At 64.9% G+C, this 17,587-nt stretch carries 12 protein-coding genes; 8 read left to right on the top strand and 4 right to left on the bottom strand.

Features of this window, described 5'->3' with window-relative positions:
- Window positions 1–80: 80 nt before the first annotated feature.
- Window positions 81–2,390: an NADP-dependent malic enzyme gene (locus BCCGELA001_RS17340; protein WP_060735876.1), complete on the bottom strand. Its 2,310-nt coding sequence runs from the start codon at window positions 2,388–2,390 to the stop codon at window positions 81–83.
- A gap of 249 nt (window positions 2,391–2,639) precedes the next feature.
- Here BCCGELA001_RS17340 and BCCGELA001_RS17335 point away from each other — a divergent pair, with 249 nt between their 5' ends.
- Window positions 2,640–4,610 carry a hypothetical protein gene (locus BCCGELA001_RS17335; RefSeq protein WP_060735875.1) on the top strand — a complete coding sequence of 657 codons (1,971 nt, stop codon included), beginning with the start codon at window positions 2,640–2,642 and terminating at the stop codon, window positions 4,608–4,610.
- A 157-nt stretch (window positions 4,611–4,767) separates the two neighbouring features.
- Here BCCGELA001_RS17335 and aspS read toward each other — a convergent pair whose 3' ends face one another.
- A complete protein-coding gene (gene aspS / locus BCCGELA001_RS17330) occupies window positions 4,768–6,540 on the bottom strand; it encodes an aspartate--tRNA ligase (protein ID WP_008551568.1) in 1,773 nt (590 codons plus the stop codon).
- Between the two features lie 197 nt (window positions 6,541–6,737).
- Between aspS and BCCGELA001_RS17325 the strand changes: the two genes are divergently transcribed.
- The 5 genes from BCCGELA001_RS17325 to BCCGELA001_RS17305 all read left to right on the top strand — a co-directional run bounded on the left by BCCGELA001_RS17325 (window position 6,738) and on the right by BCCGELA001_RS17305 (window position 12,406).
- Window positions 6,738–8,210, top strand: coding sequence for a protein adenylyltransferase SelO (locus BCCGELA001_RS17325; protein ID WP_060735874.1), 1,473 nt, complete (start codon window positions 6,738–6,740; stop codon window positions 8,208–8,210).
- A 200-nt stretch (window positions 8,211–8,410) separates the two neighbouring features.
- Window positions 8,411–9,262 carry a phosphodiesterase gene (locus BCCGELA001_RS17320; RefSeq protein WP_008551581.1) on the top strand — a complete coding sequence of 284 codons (852 nt, stop codon included), beginning with the start codon at window positions 8,411–8,413 and terminating at the stop codon, window positions 9,260–9,262.
- Complete coding sequence (locus BCCGELA001_RS17315; RefSeq protein ID WP_008551583.1) at window positions 9,259–10,209, top strand: carbohydrate ABC transporter permease; 951 nt, start codon at window positions 9,259–9,261, stop codon at window positions 10,207–10,209. Before BCCGELA001_RS17320 ends, BCCGELA001_RS17315 begins: the two co-directional genes overlap by 4 nt.
- The gene (locus tag BCCGELA001_RS17310) at window positions 10,206–11,075 is read left to right on the top strand and encodes a carbohydrate ABC transporter permease (protein ID WP_060735873.1); all 870 of its coding nucleotides are present in this window, start codon (window positions 10,206–10,208) and stop codon (window positions 11,073–11,075) included. Before BCCGELA001_RS17315 ends, BCCGELA001_RS17310 begins: the two co-directional genes overlap by 4 nt.
- A gap of 11 nt (window positions 11,076–11,086) precedes the next feature.
- The gene (locus BCCGELA001_RS17305) at window positions 11,087–12,406 is read left to right on the top strand and encodes an ABC transporter substrate-binding protein (RefSeq protein WP_008551594.1); all 1,320 of its coding nucleotides are present in this window, start codon (window positions 11,087–11,089) and stop codon (window positions 12,404–12,406) included.
- A gap of 77 nt (window positions 12,407–12,483) precedes the next feature.
- Here BCCGELA001_RS17305 and BCCGELA001_RS17300 read toward each other — a convergent pair whose 3' ends face one another.
- Window positions 12,484–13,473 carry a zinc-dependent alcohol dehydrogenase family protein gene (locus tag BCCGELA001_RS17300; RefSeq protein WP_008551596.1) on the bottom strand — a complete coding sequence of 330 codons (990 nt, stop codon included), beginning with the start codon at window positions 13,471–13,473 and terminating at the stop codon, window positions 12,484–12,486.
- A gap of 104 nt (window positions 13,474–13,577) precedes the next feature.
- Here BCCGELA001_RS17300 and BCCGELA001_RS17295 point away from each other — a divergent pair, with 104 nt between their 5' ends.
- Window positions 13,578–14,477, top strand: a complete 900-nt coding sequence (locus BCCGELA001_RS17295) for a LysR family transcriptional regulator (RefSeq protein ID WP_060735872.1) — start codon at window positions 13,578–13,580, stop codon at window positions 14,475–14,477.
- Window positions 14,478–14,833: 356 nt separating this feature from the next.
- Window positions 14,834–15,982 carry a ribonuclease D gene (gene rnd / locus BCCGELA001_RS17290; RefSeq protein ID WP_008551610.1) on the top strand — a complete coding sequence of 383 codons (1,149 nt, stop codon included), beginning with the start codon at window positions 14,834–14,836 and terminating at the stop codon, window positions 15,980–15,982.
- 163 nt (window positions 15,983–16,145) lie between these two features.
- Here rnd and BCCGELA001_RS17285 read toward each other — a convergent pair whose 3' ends face one another.
- Window positions 16,146–17,528: an aspartate aminotransferase family protein gene (locus tag BCCGELA001_RS17285; protein WP_060735871.1), complete on the bottom strand. Its 1,383-nt coding sequence runs from the start codon at window positions 17,526–17,528 to the stop codon at window positions 16,146–16,148.
- Between the last annotated feature and the right edge of the window lie 59 nt (window positions 17,529–17,587).

Here is a 17,587-nt window from a genome sequence, read left to right as displayed (position 1 = left end):
ACCCCTCGTCCGGCGCTTCGCGCCACCTTCTCCCACAAGGGGAGAAGGGGTCGCACCTTCTATGGCGCGACACCTCGCCCCTACGTGAATAACGTCGGCTGCTGCCGGGCCGCGCGCTCCTGCGCTTCGACCACCGCCACCGCGGTCATGTTGAGGATGCCGCGCGCCGTCACCGATGGCGTGAGGATGTGGGCCGGGCGCGCCGGACCGATCAGGATCGGGCCCACGGGGAGCGCGTCCGCCAGCGACTTGATCATCTGATAGCCGACGTTGGCGGTATCGAGGGTCGGCATGATCAGGATGTTGGCCTCGCCCTCGAGCTTGGAGTGCGGCAGCACCATTCTCCGCGCCGCAGCTGAAAGAGCCGTATCGCCCTGCATCTCGCCGTCGGCCTCGATCTCCGGATGCTTTTCTTTCAGCAACTGGGTCGCCCGGCGCATCTTGCGCGAGGAATCCGTATCGTAGCTGCCGAAATCGGAGTGCGAGACGAAGGCGATCTTCGGCTTGATGTTGAAACGCTGCACATGAACGGCCGCGAGCGAGGCGATCTCGGCGAGCTCCTCGGCACTCGGATTGGGGCGCACCTGCGTGTCGGCGATGAAGAAGGCGCCCTTGCTGGTGATCAGCAGTGCCAGCGCGGCGTAGTCGCTGACACCGGGCGAGAAGCCGACGATCTCGCGGACATGGCGCAGGTGGCTCATATAGCGGCCCTCGACGCCGCAGAGCATCGCATCGGCCTCTCCGCGCGTCACCGCGAGCGCTGCGATAACGGTGTTGTTGGTGCGCACCACCGTGCGTGCCGCGTCCGGCGTCACGCCGCGACGGCCGGCGACCTCGACATAGGACTGCACATAGGAGCGATAGCGCGGATCGTCCTCGGGATTGACGAGATCGAAATCCTTGCCCGCCTTGATCGACAGGCCGAAGCGCTTGATGCGCGCCTCGACCACCGAGGGACGACCGACCAGGATCGGGCGCGCCACCTTTTCCTCCAGCACAACTTGCGTGGCGCGGAGCACGCGCTCGTCCTCGCCTTCCGCGTAGATCACGCGCACCGGCTGGGTCTTGGCCTTGGCGAACATCGGCTTCATGACGAGGCCGGAGCGGAACGCGAAGCGCTCGAGCAATGCGGTGTATTCGTCGAAATTGGTGATGGGCCGCGTCGCCACGCCCGATTCCATCGCCGCCTTGGCGACGGCGGGCGCGATGCGCAGGATTAGACGCGGATCGAACGGGCTCGGGATCAGCGATCCCGGACCGAAGCCTTGCGTCTCGCCGGTGTCAAAGCCTTGCGCCACCGCATCCGACGGCGCTTCGCGCGCGAGCTGGGCGATGGCCTCGACGGCGGCGAGCTTCATCTCCTCGTTGATGGCGCTAGCGCCGACATCGAGCGCGCCGCGGAAGATGAAGGGAAAGCAGAGGACGTTGTTGACCTGGTTCGGATAGTCGGAACGGCCGGTGCAGATCATGGCGTCGGGGCGCACCTTGCGGGCCTCCTCCGGCATAATCTCCGGTACGGGATTGGCGAGCGCCATGATGAGCGGCTTGTCGCCCATCGCCTTCGCCATCTCGGGCTTGAGTACGCCGGGCGCCGAGAGGCCGACGAAGATGTCGGCGCCGCCGATCACGTCGGCCAGCGTGCGCTTGTCGGTCTTCTGGGCGTAGACCGCCTTCCAACGGTCCATCGAGGTGTTGCGGCCCTCATGCACGAGGCCGTCGATGTCGCAGACCCAGATGTTCTTGCGCTGCGCGCCCATCGACACCAGGAGATTCAGCGTTGCGATGGCCGCGGCCCCTGCCCCCGACGCCACGATCTTGACGTCGGACAGCTTCTTGCCGTTCAGCCGAAGGCCGTTGGTGATGGCGGCGGCGACGATGATCGCAGTGCCGTGCTGGTCGTCATGAAAGACCGGGATCTTCATGCGCTCTTTCAGGCGCGCCTCGATCTCGAAGCACTCCGGTCCGCGGATGTCTTCCAGATTGATGCCGCCGAAGGTCGGTTCGAGCGCCGCGACGGTTTCGACCACGCGGTCGATGGTGTCGGCGGCGATCTCGATGTCGAACACGTCGATGCCGGCGAATTTCTTGAACAGGACCGCCTTGCCCTCCATCACGGGCTTGGACGCCAGCGGGCCGATATTGCCGAGACCGAGCACGGCGGTGCCGTTCGAAACCACGGCAACCAGATTGGCGCGGGTGGTCAGCGAGGCGGCCTCTGCGGGGTTCTTGGCGATCTCGGTGCAGGCGGCGGCGACACCCGGAGAATAGGCGAGCGCGAGGTCGCGCTGGTTGGCGAGCGGCTTGCTCGCCTGGATCTCGAGCTTTCCCGGGCGCGGCAGGCGGTGATAGGCGAGCGCCGCCTGGTGGAGATCATCAGAATAGGACGACATGCGGTGTCTCGCTTCGCGTTACCGGCCTCAAAATGCCCGATCCGGAGCCACCGCCCAAGATGAACGGTTATTTCCGGGTCATGGAAACGGGATGAAGCACGCCGGCCGCCCCGGTGGCAACATCCGATTGCGCGCCCATCAACAAGACGCGTTGTCAAATATTTGAAAACCATAGCTTTCCCTGGACCGCCCGCCGTTTCGCGAATATGCCAGGTTGCGCGATCAAAAACGGGCAACTGGGGCAGCGGAATGAAGCGAATCCTGATCGGGCTGGTGGCACTCTTCGTGCTCGCCGCGGGCGGATGGTTCGGCCTCGACCTCTACGCCAGGCATCGCGCCACGGCCGAGGTCGAAGCCACCTTCGACAGGATCCGTTCGAGCGGCGGCAAGGCAAGCTACGGCAAGCTTGGATTCGATCTGCCCGCGCGCATCCTGACGATCGAGGACATCGCGATCACGCCCGGCGACAAGCCGCAGGCGCAGATCAAGATCGCCGGCATCAAGGGCACCGGCGTTCGCCTGATCGACGATACCACCTTCTCGGCTGACAGCATCGACGTCGCCGGATTCGAGGTCGCCCTGGACCAGGTCGGCGCCGCGAAGCTGAAGGCATCCTACAAGATCCCGCAACTCACCTTGCGGGACTATGCCGGCCCCGTTCGCGTCGGCGATCCGCCGACGAGCGGCTCCCTGATCGACCTTTACCGCTATGTACTCGAACGGTACGCAAGCATCACGGCATCGTCGGTCACGGCTCCGACGCTGACGATGACCTTCGACGCGAGCGGCAGCGCCGCCGGCAATGGCGAGATCGCCTATTCCGGGCTGGCGATCCAGAACCTCAAGCGCGGCAAGGTCGAGGCGATGAAAGCCGACCGCGCCGTCTTCACCATCGACGTGCCGCAGCCGGGCAAGCCGGACAAGCTGACCGGCGATCTCTCCAACATGATCGTCAACGATTTCGACGCGACCGCAATCGCTGCGGCGCTCGATCCGCAGAAGACCGGCGACGACAACTATCATCGCGTTTACCGGCAGATCTCGGCCGGTCCTTATGTGCTCAAATCGACCCAGGGCATGCGGATGGAGATCGAGGGGATCAATTTCGAGGACATCGCGGTGCAGCCATCGAAATTTCGTCCGGCCGATATCCTGGCGCTGATGCCGACGGACCGATCGATCGTCCCGACCGCCGCGCAATCGCGCGAGATGATGGAGAAGGTCGCCGGATTCTATGAAGGCCTTCGCATCGGCAGGATCGAGATCGGCAAGACGTCGATGGGCACGCCGCAAGGGACGGCCAGGATCAATGCCGTCAGATATCGCGAGGGCGAATTCGCGGTCGAAGGCGTCGATACACCGTCCCCGCAAGGCCAGTTCAAGATGGAGCGTTTCGCGCTGAAATCGTTCAGCGCGGCAAACCTGATGCGCTGGGCTGCAGGGCTCGGCGCTCAAGGCAAAGTGCCCTCGCCCGATCAGATGCTGGGCCTGTTCCGCGTGCTGGAAGGCGCCGAGATCAAGGGCGTGGTGGCGCCCTACAAGAGCGCGCGCCAGTTCGTTACCATCGACACGCTCAGCCTGAACTGGGGGCAGCTGGTCGGATCGATCCCGAGCAAGGCCAATCTGGTGGTGAAGATGGTCGCGCCGACCGATCCCGCCAGCCCGGCACAGCGGCCGCTGATCATGGCGGGTGTCGACAAGCTCGCGATCGACCTCGATCTCGGTGCGGCCTGGACGGAGTCGTCGGGGGCGTTCGCGCTTGCGCCCGCAACGATCGATCTCGGCAATCTCGCCAAGGCGCAGGCCCGCTTCGCGCTCGCCAACGTGCCGCGCGGCGTGTTCACGACCGATCCGGCGCAGGCCATGAGCGATGCCGGGCGGATCGAGGCCGGCGCGATCGAGCTTTCCTTGCGCGACAGCGGCGCCGTCGATCTGGTCGTGGCGCAATTCTCGCGCATCCAGAACGTCAGCCGCGACGCCGCGCGCAGCGCCATCGTCGAGATGATCCAGGCGCAGGGCGAGAAGCTCGCGGCATCAAATCCCGATGCCAAGGCGGCGGCAGATGCGCTCGCCGACTTCGTCGCGACCTCGGGCCAGACGCTCTCCCTCAAGCTGACGCCGCGCGGGAAGGTGCCGGTGGTTCAATTCATGGATGTCATGAACCGCGAGCCGATCGTCGCGCTCGGACAGTTCAAGATCGAGGCGTCGACGGGGCTCTAATTGATCTCGTGTACCGGACGCGGCGCGGCATGAAATGACGCGGCGCAGAGCCGGGACCCAGAATACTCACCCTTCGCCGAGACATGGGCCCCGGCTCTGCAGCGCACCGCTGAAGAAGCGCTGCGCTGCGTCCGGGGCACGAGAGCAATCGAAGCCCTCACTTTTGCGGCAGGTTCACCCGCACATGCAGCTCGCGGAGCTGCTTCGTGGTGGCCTCCGACGGCGCGCCCATCAGGAGGTCCATGGCCTGCTGGTTCATCGGGAACAGCGAGATCTCGCGCAGATTGGTGGTGCCGCACAGGAGCATCACGATGCGGTCAACGCCGGCAGCCATGCCGCCATGCGGCGGAGCGCCGTACTGGAAGGCGCGGTACATGCCGCCGAAGCGGTCGACCACTTCCTGCTCGCCGTAACCGGCGATCTCGAACGCCTTGACCATCGCTTCCGGCACGTGGTTGCGAATGCCGCCCGAGGCGATCTCGTAACCGTTGCATGTGATGTCGTACTGGAACGCCTTGATGGTCAGCGGGTCCTGGCCCTTCAGCGCCTCCAGGCCGCCCTGCGGCATCGAGAACGGATTGTGCGAGAAGTCGACCTTCTTGTCGTCCTCGTTGTACTCGTACATCGGGAAGTCGACGATCCAGGCGAGCTCGAACCGCTCCTTGTCGGTGAGGTTCAATTCCTCGCCGACCTTGTTACGGGCGAGCCCTGAGAACTTCCAGAACTTGTCGGGATCGCCGGCGACGAAGAAGGCGGCATCGCCTTCCTTGACGCCGAGCTGCGCGCGGATCGCAGCGGTGCGCTCGGGCCCGATGTTGTTCGCAAGGGGCCCAGCGCCCTCACCGCCCTCGCGCCACATGATGTAGCCGAGACCGGGCTGGCCCTCGCCCTGCGCCCACGAATTCATGCGGTCGCAGAACGCGCGGCTGCCACCGCCCGCAGCGGGAATGGCCCAGACCTGGTTCTTGGGGTCCTCGAGCATGCGCGCGAAAACCTTGAAGCCGGAGCCGCGGAAATGCTCGGAGACGTCCTGCATCTCGATGGGGTTGCGCAGGTCCGGCTTGTCGCTGCCGTATTTGCGCAAGGCTTCGGCGAACGGAATCCGGCGCCAGCCCTTGGTCACCGGCTTGCCTTTGGCGAACTCCTCGAACACGCCGGTGATCACGGGCTCCATCGCCGCGAAGACGTCGTCCTGCGTGACGAAGCTCATCTCGACGTCGAGCTGGTAGAACTCGCCCGGCAGACGGTCGGCGCGCGGGTCCTCGTCGCGGAAGCAGGGTGCGATCTGGAAGTAGCGGTCGAAGCCCGACATCATCAGGAGCTGCTTGTACTGCTGCGGCGCCTGCGGCAGCGCGTAGAACTTGCCGGGATGGATGCGCGAGGGCACCAGGAAGTCGCGCGCGCCTTCCGGCGAGGACGCGGTCAGGATCGGGGTGTTGAACTCGAAGAAGCCCTGCCCCTCCATCCGCCGGCGCATCGACTTGATGATCTCGACGCGCGTCATGATGTTCTGGTGCAGCTTCTCGCGGCGCAAATCGAGGAAGCGGTACTTCAGGCGGATGTCTTCCGGGTATTCCTGGTCGCCGAACACCGGCAACGGCAGGTCGCCCGCGGGGCCCAACACCTCCATCTCGCTGATATAGACCTCGACCTTCCCGGTGGGCAGATCGTCATTGTCGGTGCCCTCGGGGCGGCGGCGTGCCTTGCCGTCCATCCGCACCACGAATTCCGAGCGCAGCTTCTCGGCCAGCGAGAATGCCGGCGAGTCCGGATCGACCACGCACTGGGTCAGGCCGTAATGGTCGCGCAGGTCGATGAACAGCACGCCGCCATGGTCGCGAACGCGATGGACCCAGCCTGACAGGCGGACCGTCTCGCCGATGTTGCTCTCGCGGAGCGCGCCGCATGTGTGTGACCGGTAGCGATGCATGGTCGTCCCAAAATCAATGTCGGAGGAAGCGAATCGAACGGCCTGAAACGACCGGTCCGAAGTTGCGGCAGGGTTTACCCGACGAGGACCAAGGCGGCAACCAAGGGAACGCCCCGTTTTGGACCCGAAAGGCCCCTTTTTGGCTTATCGAAAGACCGAGCCTTTGCCATCAGGCGTTCCAGCCCTATCTTGAGCCCATGACCGTCCATTTCCCCTTCCAGAACTCCTATTCGGCGCTGCCGGACAGCTTCTTCGCCCGCGTCGCGCCGACCCCCGTGGCCGCGCCCCGGCTGATCAAGCTGAACCGGCCGCTGGCGCTCCAGCTCGGGCTCGATCCCGACCTTTTGGAGACCCCGGAAGGCGCCGAGATCCTGGCCGGCAAGACGGTTCCCGCCGGAGCCGATCCCATCGCCATGGCCTATGCCGGCCACCAGTTCGGGCATTTCGTGCCCCAGCTCGGCGACGGCCGCGCCATCCTGCTCGGCGAGGTCATCGACCGGAACGGCGTTCGCCGCGACATCCAGCTCAAGGGAAGCGGCCCCACCCCGTTCTCCCGCCGCGGCGACGGCCGCGCGGCGCTCGGGCCGGTCCTGCGCGAATACATCGTCAGCGAAGCGATGTTCGCGCTCGGCATCCCGACCACCCGCTCGCTCGCCGCCGTCGTCACCGGCGAGCACGTCATCCGCGAGACCGCGTTGCCCGGGGCGGTGCTGACCCGCGTCGCCTCCAGCCACATCCGTGTCGGCACCTTCCAGTTCTTCGCCGTCCGCCGCGACACCGAGGCGATCCGCCGGCTCGCCGACCACGTCATCACGCGTCATTACCCTGACCTGCTTCAGGCGAAGCGGCCCTATCATGACCTGCTCGCCGCTATCGTTGCGCGCCAGGCCGAGCTCATCGCACGCTGGCTGCTGGTCGGCTTCATCCACGGCGTGATGAACACCGACAACACCTCCATCTCCGGCGAGACCATCGATTACGGCCCCTGCGCCTTCATAGATGCCTACAATCCCGCGCAGGTGTTCTCGTCGATCGACGAGATGGGCCGCTACGCCTATGCCAACCAGCCGCGCATCGGCTTGTGGAATCTGACGCGCCTCGCCGAATGCCTGCTGCCGCTGTTCTCCGACGACCAGGAGAAGGCAATCGCGGAAGCCCAGGACATTCTCGGCGCCTTCTCGGACCAGTTCAGCGCCGCCTATCAGTCCGGCCTGCGCAGGAAGGTCGGCCTGTTCACCGAGCGCGACGGCGACGAGGCGCTGATCCAGGACCTGCTCGACGCCATGGCCAAGAACCAGGCCGACTTCACCCTCACCTTCCGCAAGCTCGGTGAGGCCGCGGCCGATGACGGCGCCGACGTGCGCGCCCAGTTCATGGAGCCCGCGGCCTTCGACGAATGGGCCGGCCGCTGGCGGGCGCGCATCGCGCTGGAGCCGCAGAGCGCCGCTGAGCGACAGGCCGCCATGCACGCCGTCAATCCTCTGTTCATTCCGCGCAACCACCGCGTCGAGGCCGTGATCCAGGCCGCGGTCAACGAGGACGATTTCGCGCCGTTCGAGGAGCTGGTGCAGGTGCTGGCGAAACCGTTCGAGGACCAGCCGGAGTATGCGGCCTACGCCGATCCGCCGCTGCCGGACCAGCGGGTGTTGCAGACGTTCTGCGGGACGTGAACCTGGCTTAATCGGCATCGCGCTCTGATTGATTCATGAGATTGATGCGCGGTGCGCTATGCAACTCCTGTTCGGCGGCTCCTGTGAACACGACCCGTCCGCGGAACCGCTGTCATCAAACTGAAACACACGCGCTCTAACCGCCTGTCAGGTCGTCTTGCCGGAGACGTCCCTCCTCCAGACAGTCCCGATGCAGCGCCATGCCCTTCAAATTCATCCACCTCACCGACACGCATCTCGCAAATCCCGGCTCGATGCTCTACGGCCTTGACCCGCGCGCCCAGCTCGACGCGGCGATTGCCGACATCAACCAGCACCAGTCCGATGCCGCCTTCGCCGTCGTGACCGGCGACCTCACTCATTGGGGCGAGCCGGAGTCCTATGCCAACTTTGCCGAAGCGATGGCCGCGCTGAAGATTCCCTACATCGCCATGGTCGGCAATCACGATCGCCGCGTTACCTGCCTCGACAGCCTGAAGGCTGCGCCGCGCGATGCCAACGGCTTCGTGCAGGGCACGCGCACCACCGAGCACGGGCTGTTCGTCTTCCTGGACACGCTGGACGAGACCAGCCACGCCGGCGAGATGTGCGCAAAGCGTCTCGGCTGGCTCGCGAGCACGCTCGCGGCAGCCCCCGCCGACACGCCGTTCGTCGTCTTCATGCATCATCCGCCCTTCCCAGTCGGCGTGCTCGCGATGGACGAGATCGCGCTGAAGCAGAGCGCGGAGTTCGCCGAGGTGATCGCGCCCTATCGCAGCCGCATCCGTCATCTCTTCTTCGGCCACGTGCATCGGCCGATCTTCGGCAGCTACGGCAAAATCCCTTTCTCGACGCTGAAGGGCACCAACCACCAGGTCTGGTTCGATCTCGACCCCACAGCTCCGCATCTGGCCAGCCACGAGCCGCCCTCCTACGGCGTGGCACTGATCGACGATGAGAGCCTGATCGTGCACAGCCACGACTTCCTCGACACCAGTCTGCGCTTCCCGTTCGAGCCGCCCGCGGGAATGGACGGCCGCGACTATGCGCTCAAATTCGCGGCGGTGAGATGAGCCTTGCTGAACCCGCGGCTCTCCCGGTCGCGACCTCGGCGGCACCGCGTCTGCACGTTCTCAAGCGCTTCTCCAGCGGTTTCAAGGCTTCGCTGCCGGCCTATCTGCTGTTGCTGCCATCGCTGATCTTCCTCGCGCTGTTCACCTACGGCGCGATGGGCCGCGTGCTCATCGATGCGCTCTACCAGCGCACCACGCCGAAGGCCCCGGTCCGCTTCGTCGGGCTCGACAACATCAGTGCGGTGCTCGCCGATCCCGCCTTCACCGGAGCGGTCGTCAACAATCTCATCTATGCCGTCGGCACCGCGATCCCGAGCATCGGCCTGGCGCTCTTGTTTGCGCTCGCGCTCACACGCACCAATGCGGTGACCAGTGCGCTTCGCGCCGCGCTGTTCCTGCCGGTGCTGATTCCGATGGTCGCGGCCGCCGCGCTGTTCCTGTTCATCTTCCTGCCGAATGTCGGCCTGCTCGACTATTACATCGGCCGGCTGCTTCCGGTGCTGCCGAACTGGCTCGGCGACCCCGATATCGCGCTGTCAGTGATCATGGTGATCACGATCTGGAAGAATGCCGGCTATTACATGCTGTTCTTCCTCGCCGGCCTCCAGGCCGTGCCGGAGGACGTGATGGAGGCGGCGCATCTCGACGGTGCCGGCCCGTTCCAGCGCCTGCGCTACATCATCCTGCCGGAGCTCAAGCCTACCTTCCTGTTCGTCATCGTGATCGCCACGCTCAATGCGGTGACGCAGGTCGACCACGTCTTCGTCATGACCAAGGGCGGCCCCGCGAATTCGACCAATCTCGTGCTGTTCTACATCTACCAGCAAGCGGTCGAGCACTACGACATCGGCAAGGCCTCGGCGGCGACGCTGTTGACGCTCGCCGCGCTGATGGGCCTCACCGCGCTGTCTTTCCGCACGCTGGCGAACCGCGAGGGCGGGCCATGACGCTGATCGACAGGCTGTGGAAGGACGCGCCGCTCGCCACGCGAAACGAGATCACCCCGAAGCTCGGCTTCGTGCTGACCGTGCTGCTCGCGCTGGTCTGGCTGATCCCGTTCCTGTGGATGGGCGTGGCGACGCTGCGCCCGCCCTCCGACGGCATCAACCTCATGGCGGAGCTGATGCCGAGCCTGACGCCGACGCTCGACAACATCAGGGACGCCTGGGAGATCGGCGATTTCCCGCGCTACACGCTCAACACCACGATCATCTGCGCCGGCATCCTCTTGGTGCAGTTCGTCACCATCACGCTGGCGGGCTTTGCCTTTGCGCGCCTCGCATTCGCCGGCAAGACGCTGATCTTCTACCTGTTCCTGATGCAGCTGATGCTGGTGCCGGTGCTGCTGATCGTGCCCAACCTGACCCTGGTGGCACAGCTCGGCCTCTATGACACGCTCACCGGCGTGATGATGCCGTTCTTCGCGTCCGCCTTCGGCACCTTCCTGATACGGCAGGCCTTCGAAGCCATTCCGACCGAGCTCGAAGATGCCGCGCTGATCGACGGTGCCGGCCTGTTCCAGCGCATCCGCCACATCTACGTGCCGCTGTCGATGCCGAGCTTCTCGGCGTTCGCCATCATCTCCGTCACCAGCCACTGGAATGACTTCCTATGGCCGCTGATGGTGATCAATTCGCCGGACAAGCGGCCGCTCACGGTTGGCCTGTCGGTCTTCACCGCGACCGCCGAAGGCACGCAGGCCTGGGGCACCATCGCCGCCGGCACGCTCATGGTCATCGCGCCGCTGCTCATCACTTTCCTGATCTTCCAAAAGCGCTTCATCAGCTCTTTCGTCACCTCAGGCATCAAATAGGAGATTTTCCGATGCTGTTCTCCCGCAGGCTCATGCTGGGTCTTGCCATGGTAAGCGCCCTCGCCGTCCCGGCGATGGCCGAAGGTCCGACCGAGATCGACCTGTTCTTCCCCGTTCCCGTCGACGGCAAGCTCGCCCGCGACATGGGCACCATGATCAAGGAGTTCAACGAGACCCATTCCGCCATCAAGGCGACTGCCGTCTACACCGGCTCCTACGACGACACGCTGATCAAGACGCGTGCCGCGATCAAGGCCGGCAAGCCGCCGGCCGCCGTGATCATGTCGGCGAATTTCCTGCTCGACATGCAGATCGAGAACGAGCTCACCAATCTCGATGCCCTGATCAAGGCCGACGGCACCACCAAGGAGCAATTCCTCGGCCAGTTCTTCCCCGCGCTGCAGGGCAATGCGGTGATCAACCGCTCGGTCTACGGCGTGCCCTTCCACAATTCGACGCCGCTGCTCTACATCAACGCCGACAAGGCCAAGGAAGCCGGTCTCGATCCGAACAAGCCGCCGCAGACTTGGGCCGAGCTCACCGACTGGGCCAAGAAGCTGACCAAGCGCGACGGCGACAAGGTGACCCAATGGGGCATCGCGATCCCCTGCGCCTATGACTATTGCGGCTGGATGATGGAAACGCTCACCATGAGCAATGGGGGGCGCTACTACAACGAGGAGTTCGGCGGCGAAGTGTATTACGACACGCCCTCGATGCTCGGCGCGCTCACCTGGTGGAACGACCTCGTCTACAAGCACAAGGTGCATGCGCCCGGCGCGACGCCCGGACCTGCCGTCAGCACCTCCTTCATCTCCGGCAATGCCGCGATGATGATGCTCTCGACGGGCTCGCTCACCTATGTGCGCGACAACGCCAAGTTCAACTACAGGGTCGCCTTCATCCCGCGCAACGTCCGCAACGCGGTGCCGATCGGCGGCGCCTCGCTGATCGTCCCGGCCGGGCTCGAGGCCGACAAGCAGAAGGCGGCGTGGACGCTGATCAAGTGGATGACCTCGCCCGAGAAGAGCGGCTGGTGGAGCCGCGCCACCGGCTATTTCGCGCCCAACATGGCCGCCTACAAGACGCCCGAGATGCTGGACTTCCTGAACAAGAACCCGGACGCCAAGACCGCCGTGGAGCAGCTCGATGTCGCAAAGCCCTGGTTTGCGACCTACAAGACCGTCCCCGTCCGCAAGAACCTCGAGGACGAGGTGATGCTGGTCCTCAACGGCAAGAAGCAGCCGAAGGAAGCGCTCATCGCCGCCCAGAAGGCTGCGGACGAGACGCTCAAGCCGTACAACGCGGAGACATCGCTGAAGCTGCCGTAAGGCCGGCGGCTTATCGCGCAATCGAACTTCGGCGCTCCGTCATGCGGGGCGCCGAATGCGTTTCGGGGATGCGCGCGCTAGATCGTCACGACGATCTTGCCGAACTGCGTGTTCGACTCCAGGAAGCGATGCGCTTCGACGATCTCTTCGAACCGGAACGTCCTGGCGATGATCGGCTTCAACGAACCGTCCGACAACCCGCCGAGAATGAACGCCTTCGCATCCGCAAGACGCGCGGGATCGCGGATGACCTCGTGCACGAGGTAGCCCCGCAGCGTCAGGCTCTTTCCGAGCACGTTGACCAGCGGGAACGGCGTCGGCATGGGGCTCAGGCCCCCGTATTCAATCAGGACGCCGCCCGGCGCCATCGCCGCGGTCAGCGGTTCTAATGCAGGGCCTCCGACTGCGTCAAACACCACGCGGACACCGTTTGAACCGGCGATCTTCGCCAGCCGCGCTCCGATATCCTCCTCGTCCGAGGCGATCACGTGGGCGGCACCGGCATCGCGCAAGGCGCGCCGCTTGGCCGAGGTCCGCGTCAACGCGACCGGGACCGCGCCGATCCGGTTTGCGATCTGGATGGCGGCAAGCCCGACACTGCTCGACGCGGCCGTGATGGCGACGACATCCCCTCGCCCGAGTCCAGCGATGTCGACCAGCGCGCCATAGGCCGTCAGATACTGCATCCAGACCGCAGCCGCGGCCTCGAATCCCAGCTCGGGCGGATGCTTCACGACGAGCTCAGCCGGAAACGTCGCGAGCTCGGCATAGGCCGGCCATCGCACTATCGACAGCGGCGGCACGATACTGACGGCGTCGCCCGGGACAAAGTCGGCGACGCCTTCGCCAACAGCCGCAACGATGCCTGCCGCCTCGAGGCCCAGGCCGGACGGAAATGCCGCGGTCTCGATATAGGTGCCTCTGCGCAGCAGCGCTTCCGCACGGTTGAGACCAAGCGCCTTGACCCGGATCTGAACCTCGCCTTTTCCCGGCGACGATACGTCGACGGTCTCGATGCAGAGCACTTCGGGACCACCATGCCGGTGAAAGCGAACGGCGCGCGCCATGGATTACACTCCAAAACAGTTGAACTGAATGAAGCTATACTGGCCCCGCTGGAGCGGATAAATCGCCTGAATAGGCCAACAGTCGAAACCAGGAGTTTTCAATCATGGACCGCTTGACCAGCATGGCCGTGTTCGTCAGGGCCGTCGATCTCGGCTCGTTCACGGCAGCGGCCGACGCGCTGGAGATGTCGGGGCCGATGGTCGGCAAACATGTGCGCTTCCTCGAAGAGCGCCTCGGCGTCCGCCTTCTTAACCGCACCACGCGGCGTCAGGGCCTCACCGAGGCTGGCCAAGCCTACTACGAGCGCTGCCGCGCGGTGCTCAACGAGGCCGAAGCCGCCGACGCCATCGTGGCCGACGGGCTGTCCGAGCCGCGCGGCAGGCTGCGCGTGACCATGCCTGCGCTGCTGGGACGGCATTGCATCGCGCCCTTGCTGGTGAAGCTCGCTCGCAAATATCCGCATCTCGATCTCGACCTCTCCTTCGGCGACCCGATCGCCGACATCGTCGAGGCCGGCTATGATCTTGCGATCCGGACCGGCGATCTCGATGACCAGTCCGGCCTGATCACAAGGCGCATCGCGAGCCAGCGCATGGTGGTGTGCGGCGCGCGCTCGTATCTGCGCGCCAACGGCAAGCCAAAGTCGATCGACGATCTCGCCGCGCATCAGGCAATCATCTATCGCCGCTCGGGCCGTGTCCGGCCGTGGCTGTTTCCGCAAGAAAGCCAGCCTCCACGCGAGATCATGCCGTCAGGCCGGCTGAGGCTCGACGATCTCGAGGCGATCGCGGACGCCGCCGCGCAAGGTATGGGCCTCGCCTGGCTGCCCTATTGGCTGGTCCGCGAGCGCCTTAAGACCGGCGCACTGGTCGGTCTGTTCGCGGAGCAGCCCGAATTCCTGTACGACTGCCACGCATTGTGGCCCCGCTCACCCCGCTTGCCGCCAAAAGTCCGCGCCGCCGTGGACGCTCTCACCGCAGCCCTGCCGAAGCTGATGACGTGACGCAGGCCCCGCGAGAGCCATTAACCTCTCGTCCACCATTCGTGGCCGGCCCGCGGCCGGTAACCACGGGAATTAACAGACCCTCAACACAGCCCCGACAAATCTGTCAATGTTTCTGGAGATTTCGCCGTGGATCTGTTGGTTATCGAGTTCCTGGGACTGGCTCTGGTCGCCATGTGCGTCCTGGTGGTGGCGCTGCCCTGCGCCCGCAAATCCTCGCAGCGGGTCCGCTACGAATAGGAATTTTGTCGGAAAGATCCGATTCCGGCCCAAATGCAAGGGTCGAATTCGCATCGAGCCCCTTGACATCACTGCGCTTTCGGCAGAACGGCTGATGGTCTCGTCATGGGCCGTTCATGGATTTGATTACCACCACTGCTGACCTCGCGGCTGCCTGCAGCCGGCTGGCCAAGCATCCCGTCATCACCGTCGATACCGAGTTTCTCCGCGAAACCACCTATTACCCGCTGCTATGCGTGGTGCAGATGGCCAGCCCCGAGGAAGCCGTGGTCATCGACACCCTGGCCGAGGGCATCGACCTCAAGCCGTTCTTTGAGCTGATGGGCAACGAGGGGGTGCTGAAGGTCTTCCACGCCGCCCGCCAGGACATCGAGATCATCTGGCACCAGGCCAATATCATCCCGCATCCGGTGTTCGACACCCAGGTCGCCGCGATGGTGCTCGGTTATGGCGATAGCATCGCCTACGACCAGCTGGTGGAGAAGGTCACCGGACACCGGCCGGACAAGACCCATCGCTTCACCGACTGGTCGCGCCGGCCGCTGACCAAGGAGCAGATGCATTACGCGGTGTCCGACGTCACCCATTTGCGCGACGTATTTGCAGCGCTCGACGCCGACCTCAAGAAACGCCGTCGCAGCGAATGGGTCTCCATCGAGATGGAGGTCCTGACCTCCCCCAGGACCTACGATTTCCACCCCGAGCGCGCCTGGGAGCGGCTGAAGACGCGGGTGCGCAAGCCCAAGGACCTCGCGGTGCTGATGGAGGTCGCGGCCTGGCGCGAGCAGGAGGCGCAGAGCCGTGACGTGCCGCGCGGCCGGGTGCTACGGGACGAGGCGATCACTGATATCGCGACCCATGCGCCGAACACGCTGGAGAAGCTCGCGAACTTGCGCTCCGTGCCGAAGGGATTTGAGAAATCCAAATGGGGCGCGGACATCGTCGCCGCGGTCGCGCGCGGGCTAGCGCGAGATTTCTCCACGCTGCCGAAGCTGGAGAAGCCGCGCAACAACAACAATGGCGCGGCGATCGTCGAGCTGTTGAAGGTGCTGCTGCGCATGACCGCGGAGCGCCATGCCGTTGCGAGCAAGGTGATCGCCACCGTCGACGACCTCGAAGAGATCGCAGCCGACGACGAGGCCGACGTGCCGGCGCTGCGCGGCTGGCGCCGCGAGCTGTTCGGCGATGCCGCGCTGAAACTGAAGCGCGGCGAGCTGGCGCTCGCGATCGAGAAAGGCCGCGTGATCGGGGTGCAGCGGGCCTAGCGGACCGCTCCGCTCCCTCCATCGTCGTTGCGAGGAGCTCTTGCGACGAAGCAATCCAGACCATTTCCGAGGAGGAATTCTGGATTGCTTCGCGGAGCCTGTCATCGGGCCGCGCGCGGACCCGTTGGCTCGCAATGACGAAATTTCGACGCAGCAGCGCGGCCTACGCCGGCGTGAGCTTCGCCACCTCGCCCTTCATGTCGTTCAGCACGCCCAAGATCGCGGCGACCAACTCGTCGATCTGGGCCTTGGTTGAAATCAGCGGCGGGCAAATGGCGATAGCATCGAGCATGTTGCGGGAGATCACGCCGCGTTCCTGGAGCATGCGGCTGGCAATGCCGCCGACCGCGCCGGGCGTTGCGGCTGCCGTCTTGCGGCCCTTGTCGAGCACGAGCTCGATCGCTGCGATCATGCCGACGCCGCGGACCTCGCCGACCAGCGGATGGCTGGTGAGCTCGCGGAGCTTGGCCTGCATGTACCCGCCAAGCTCAGCGGCATGCGCGACAAGGCCCCGTTCCTCGATGATCTTCAGGTTCTCCAGCGCAATGGCCGAGCCGACGGGATGGCCGCCCGCGGTGAAGCCGTGGCCGAGCACGCCGATCTTGTTGCTCTCGTCCGCGATCGGCTCGAACATGCGATCGTTCAGGATGATCGCCGACAGCGGGAAATAGCTCGAGGTGATCTGCTTGGAGACCACGATCGCGTCGGGCTTGATGCCATAGGTCTCGCAACCGAACATCTTGCCGGTGCGGCCGAACCCGCAGATCACCTCGTCGGCGACCAGCAGGATGTCGTACTTCTTCAAGACCTGCTGGATCTTGTCCCAATAGGTCGCCGGCGGCACGATGACGCCGCCCGCCCCCATCACGGGCTCGCCGAAGAAGGCCGCGATCGTATCCGGTCCCTCCTTCTGGATCAGCGCGTCGAGTTCCTCAGCCCGGCGCGTCGCAAACGCCTCCTCGCTCTCACCGGGCGCGCCGTCCTTGTAGAAATGCGGCGAGCCGGTGTGCAGAATGTTCGGCAGCGGCAGGTCGAACGAGCGGTGATTGTTCGGCAGGCCGGTGAGGCTGGCCGAGGCAATGGTCACGCCGTGATAGGCACGCATCCGGCTGATGACCTTCTTGCGCTGCGGCTGGCCGAGCGCATTCGAACGATAGGCGATCAGCTTCAGGACCGTGTCGTTCGCTTCGGAGCCGGAATTGGTGAAGAATACCTTGCTCATCGGCACAGGCGCGAGCGCGACCAGCTTCTCGGCGAGGTCGATCGAGGGCCCATGCGATTTGGCCGAGAACGTGTGATAGAACGGCAGTGCCTGCATCTGCTTGTGCGCGGCCTCGACGAGACGCTTCTCGTTGAAGCCGAGCCCGACGCTCCATAGGCCTGCCATCGCCTCGAAATAGCGTTTGCCCGACGCATCGAACACGTACGGCCCCTCGCCGCGCTCGATCACGAGCGGGCCGGCCTGCTGATGGGTGCGTGCGTTGGTGTAGGGATGGAGCTGGTAAGCCACATCCCGGGCCTCTTGCGAATTGGGCAGCATGGACATTGCAGGAATCCTTACGGTCGTGACGTCACCGGCATGGCCGGCGTCATCACTTGATGGTC

This window comes from Bradyrhizobium sp. CCGE-LA001 (assembly GCF_000296215.2).
In the GTDB taxonomy this organism is placed as follows: domain Bacteria; phylum Pseudomonadota; class Alphaproteobacteria; order Rhizobiales; family Xanthobacteraceae; genus Bradyrhizobium.
Note: the sequence above shows the minus strand (reverse complement) of the source record. Positions and strands in the feature narration are given on the sequence as shown.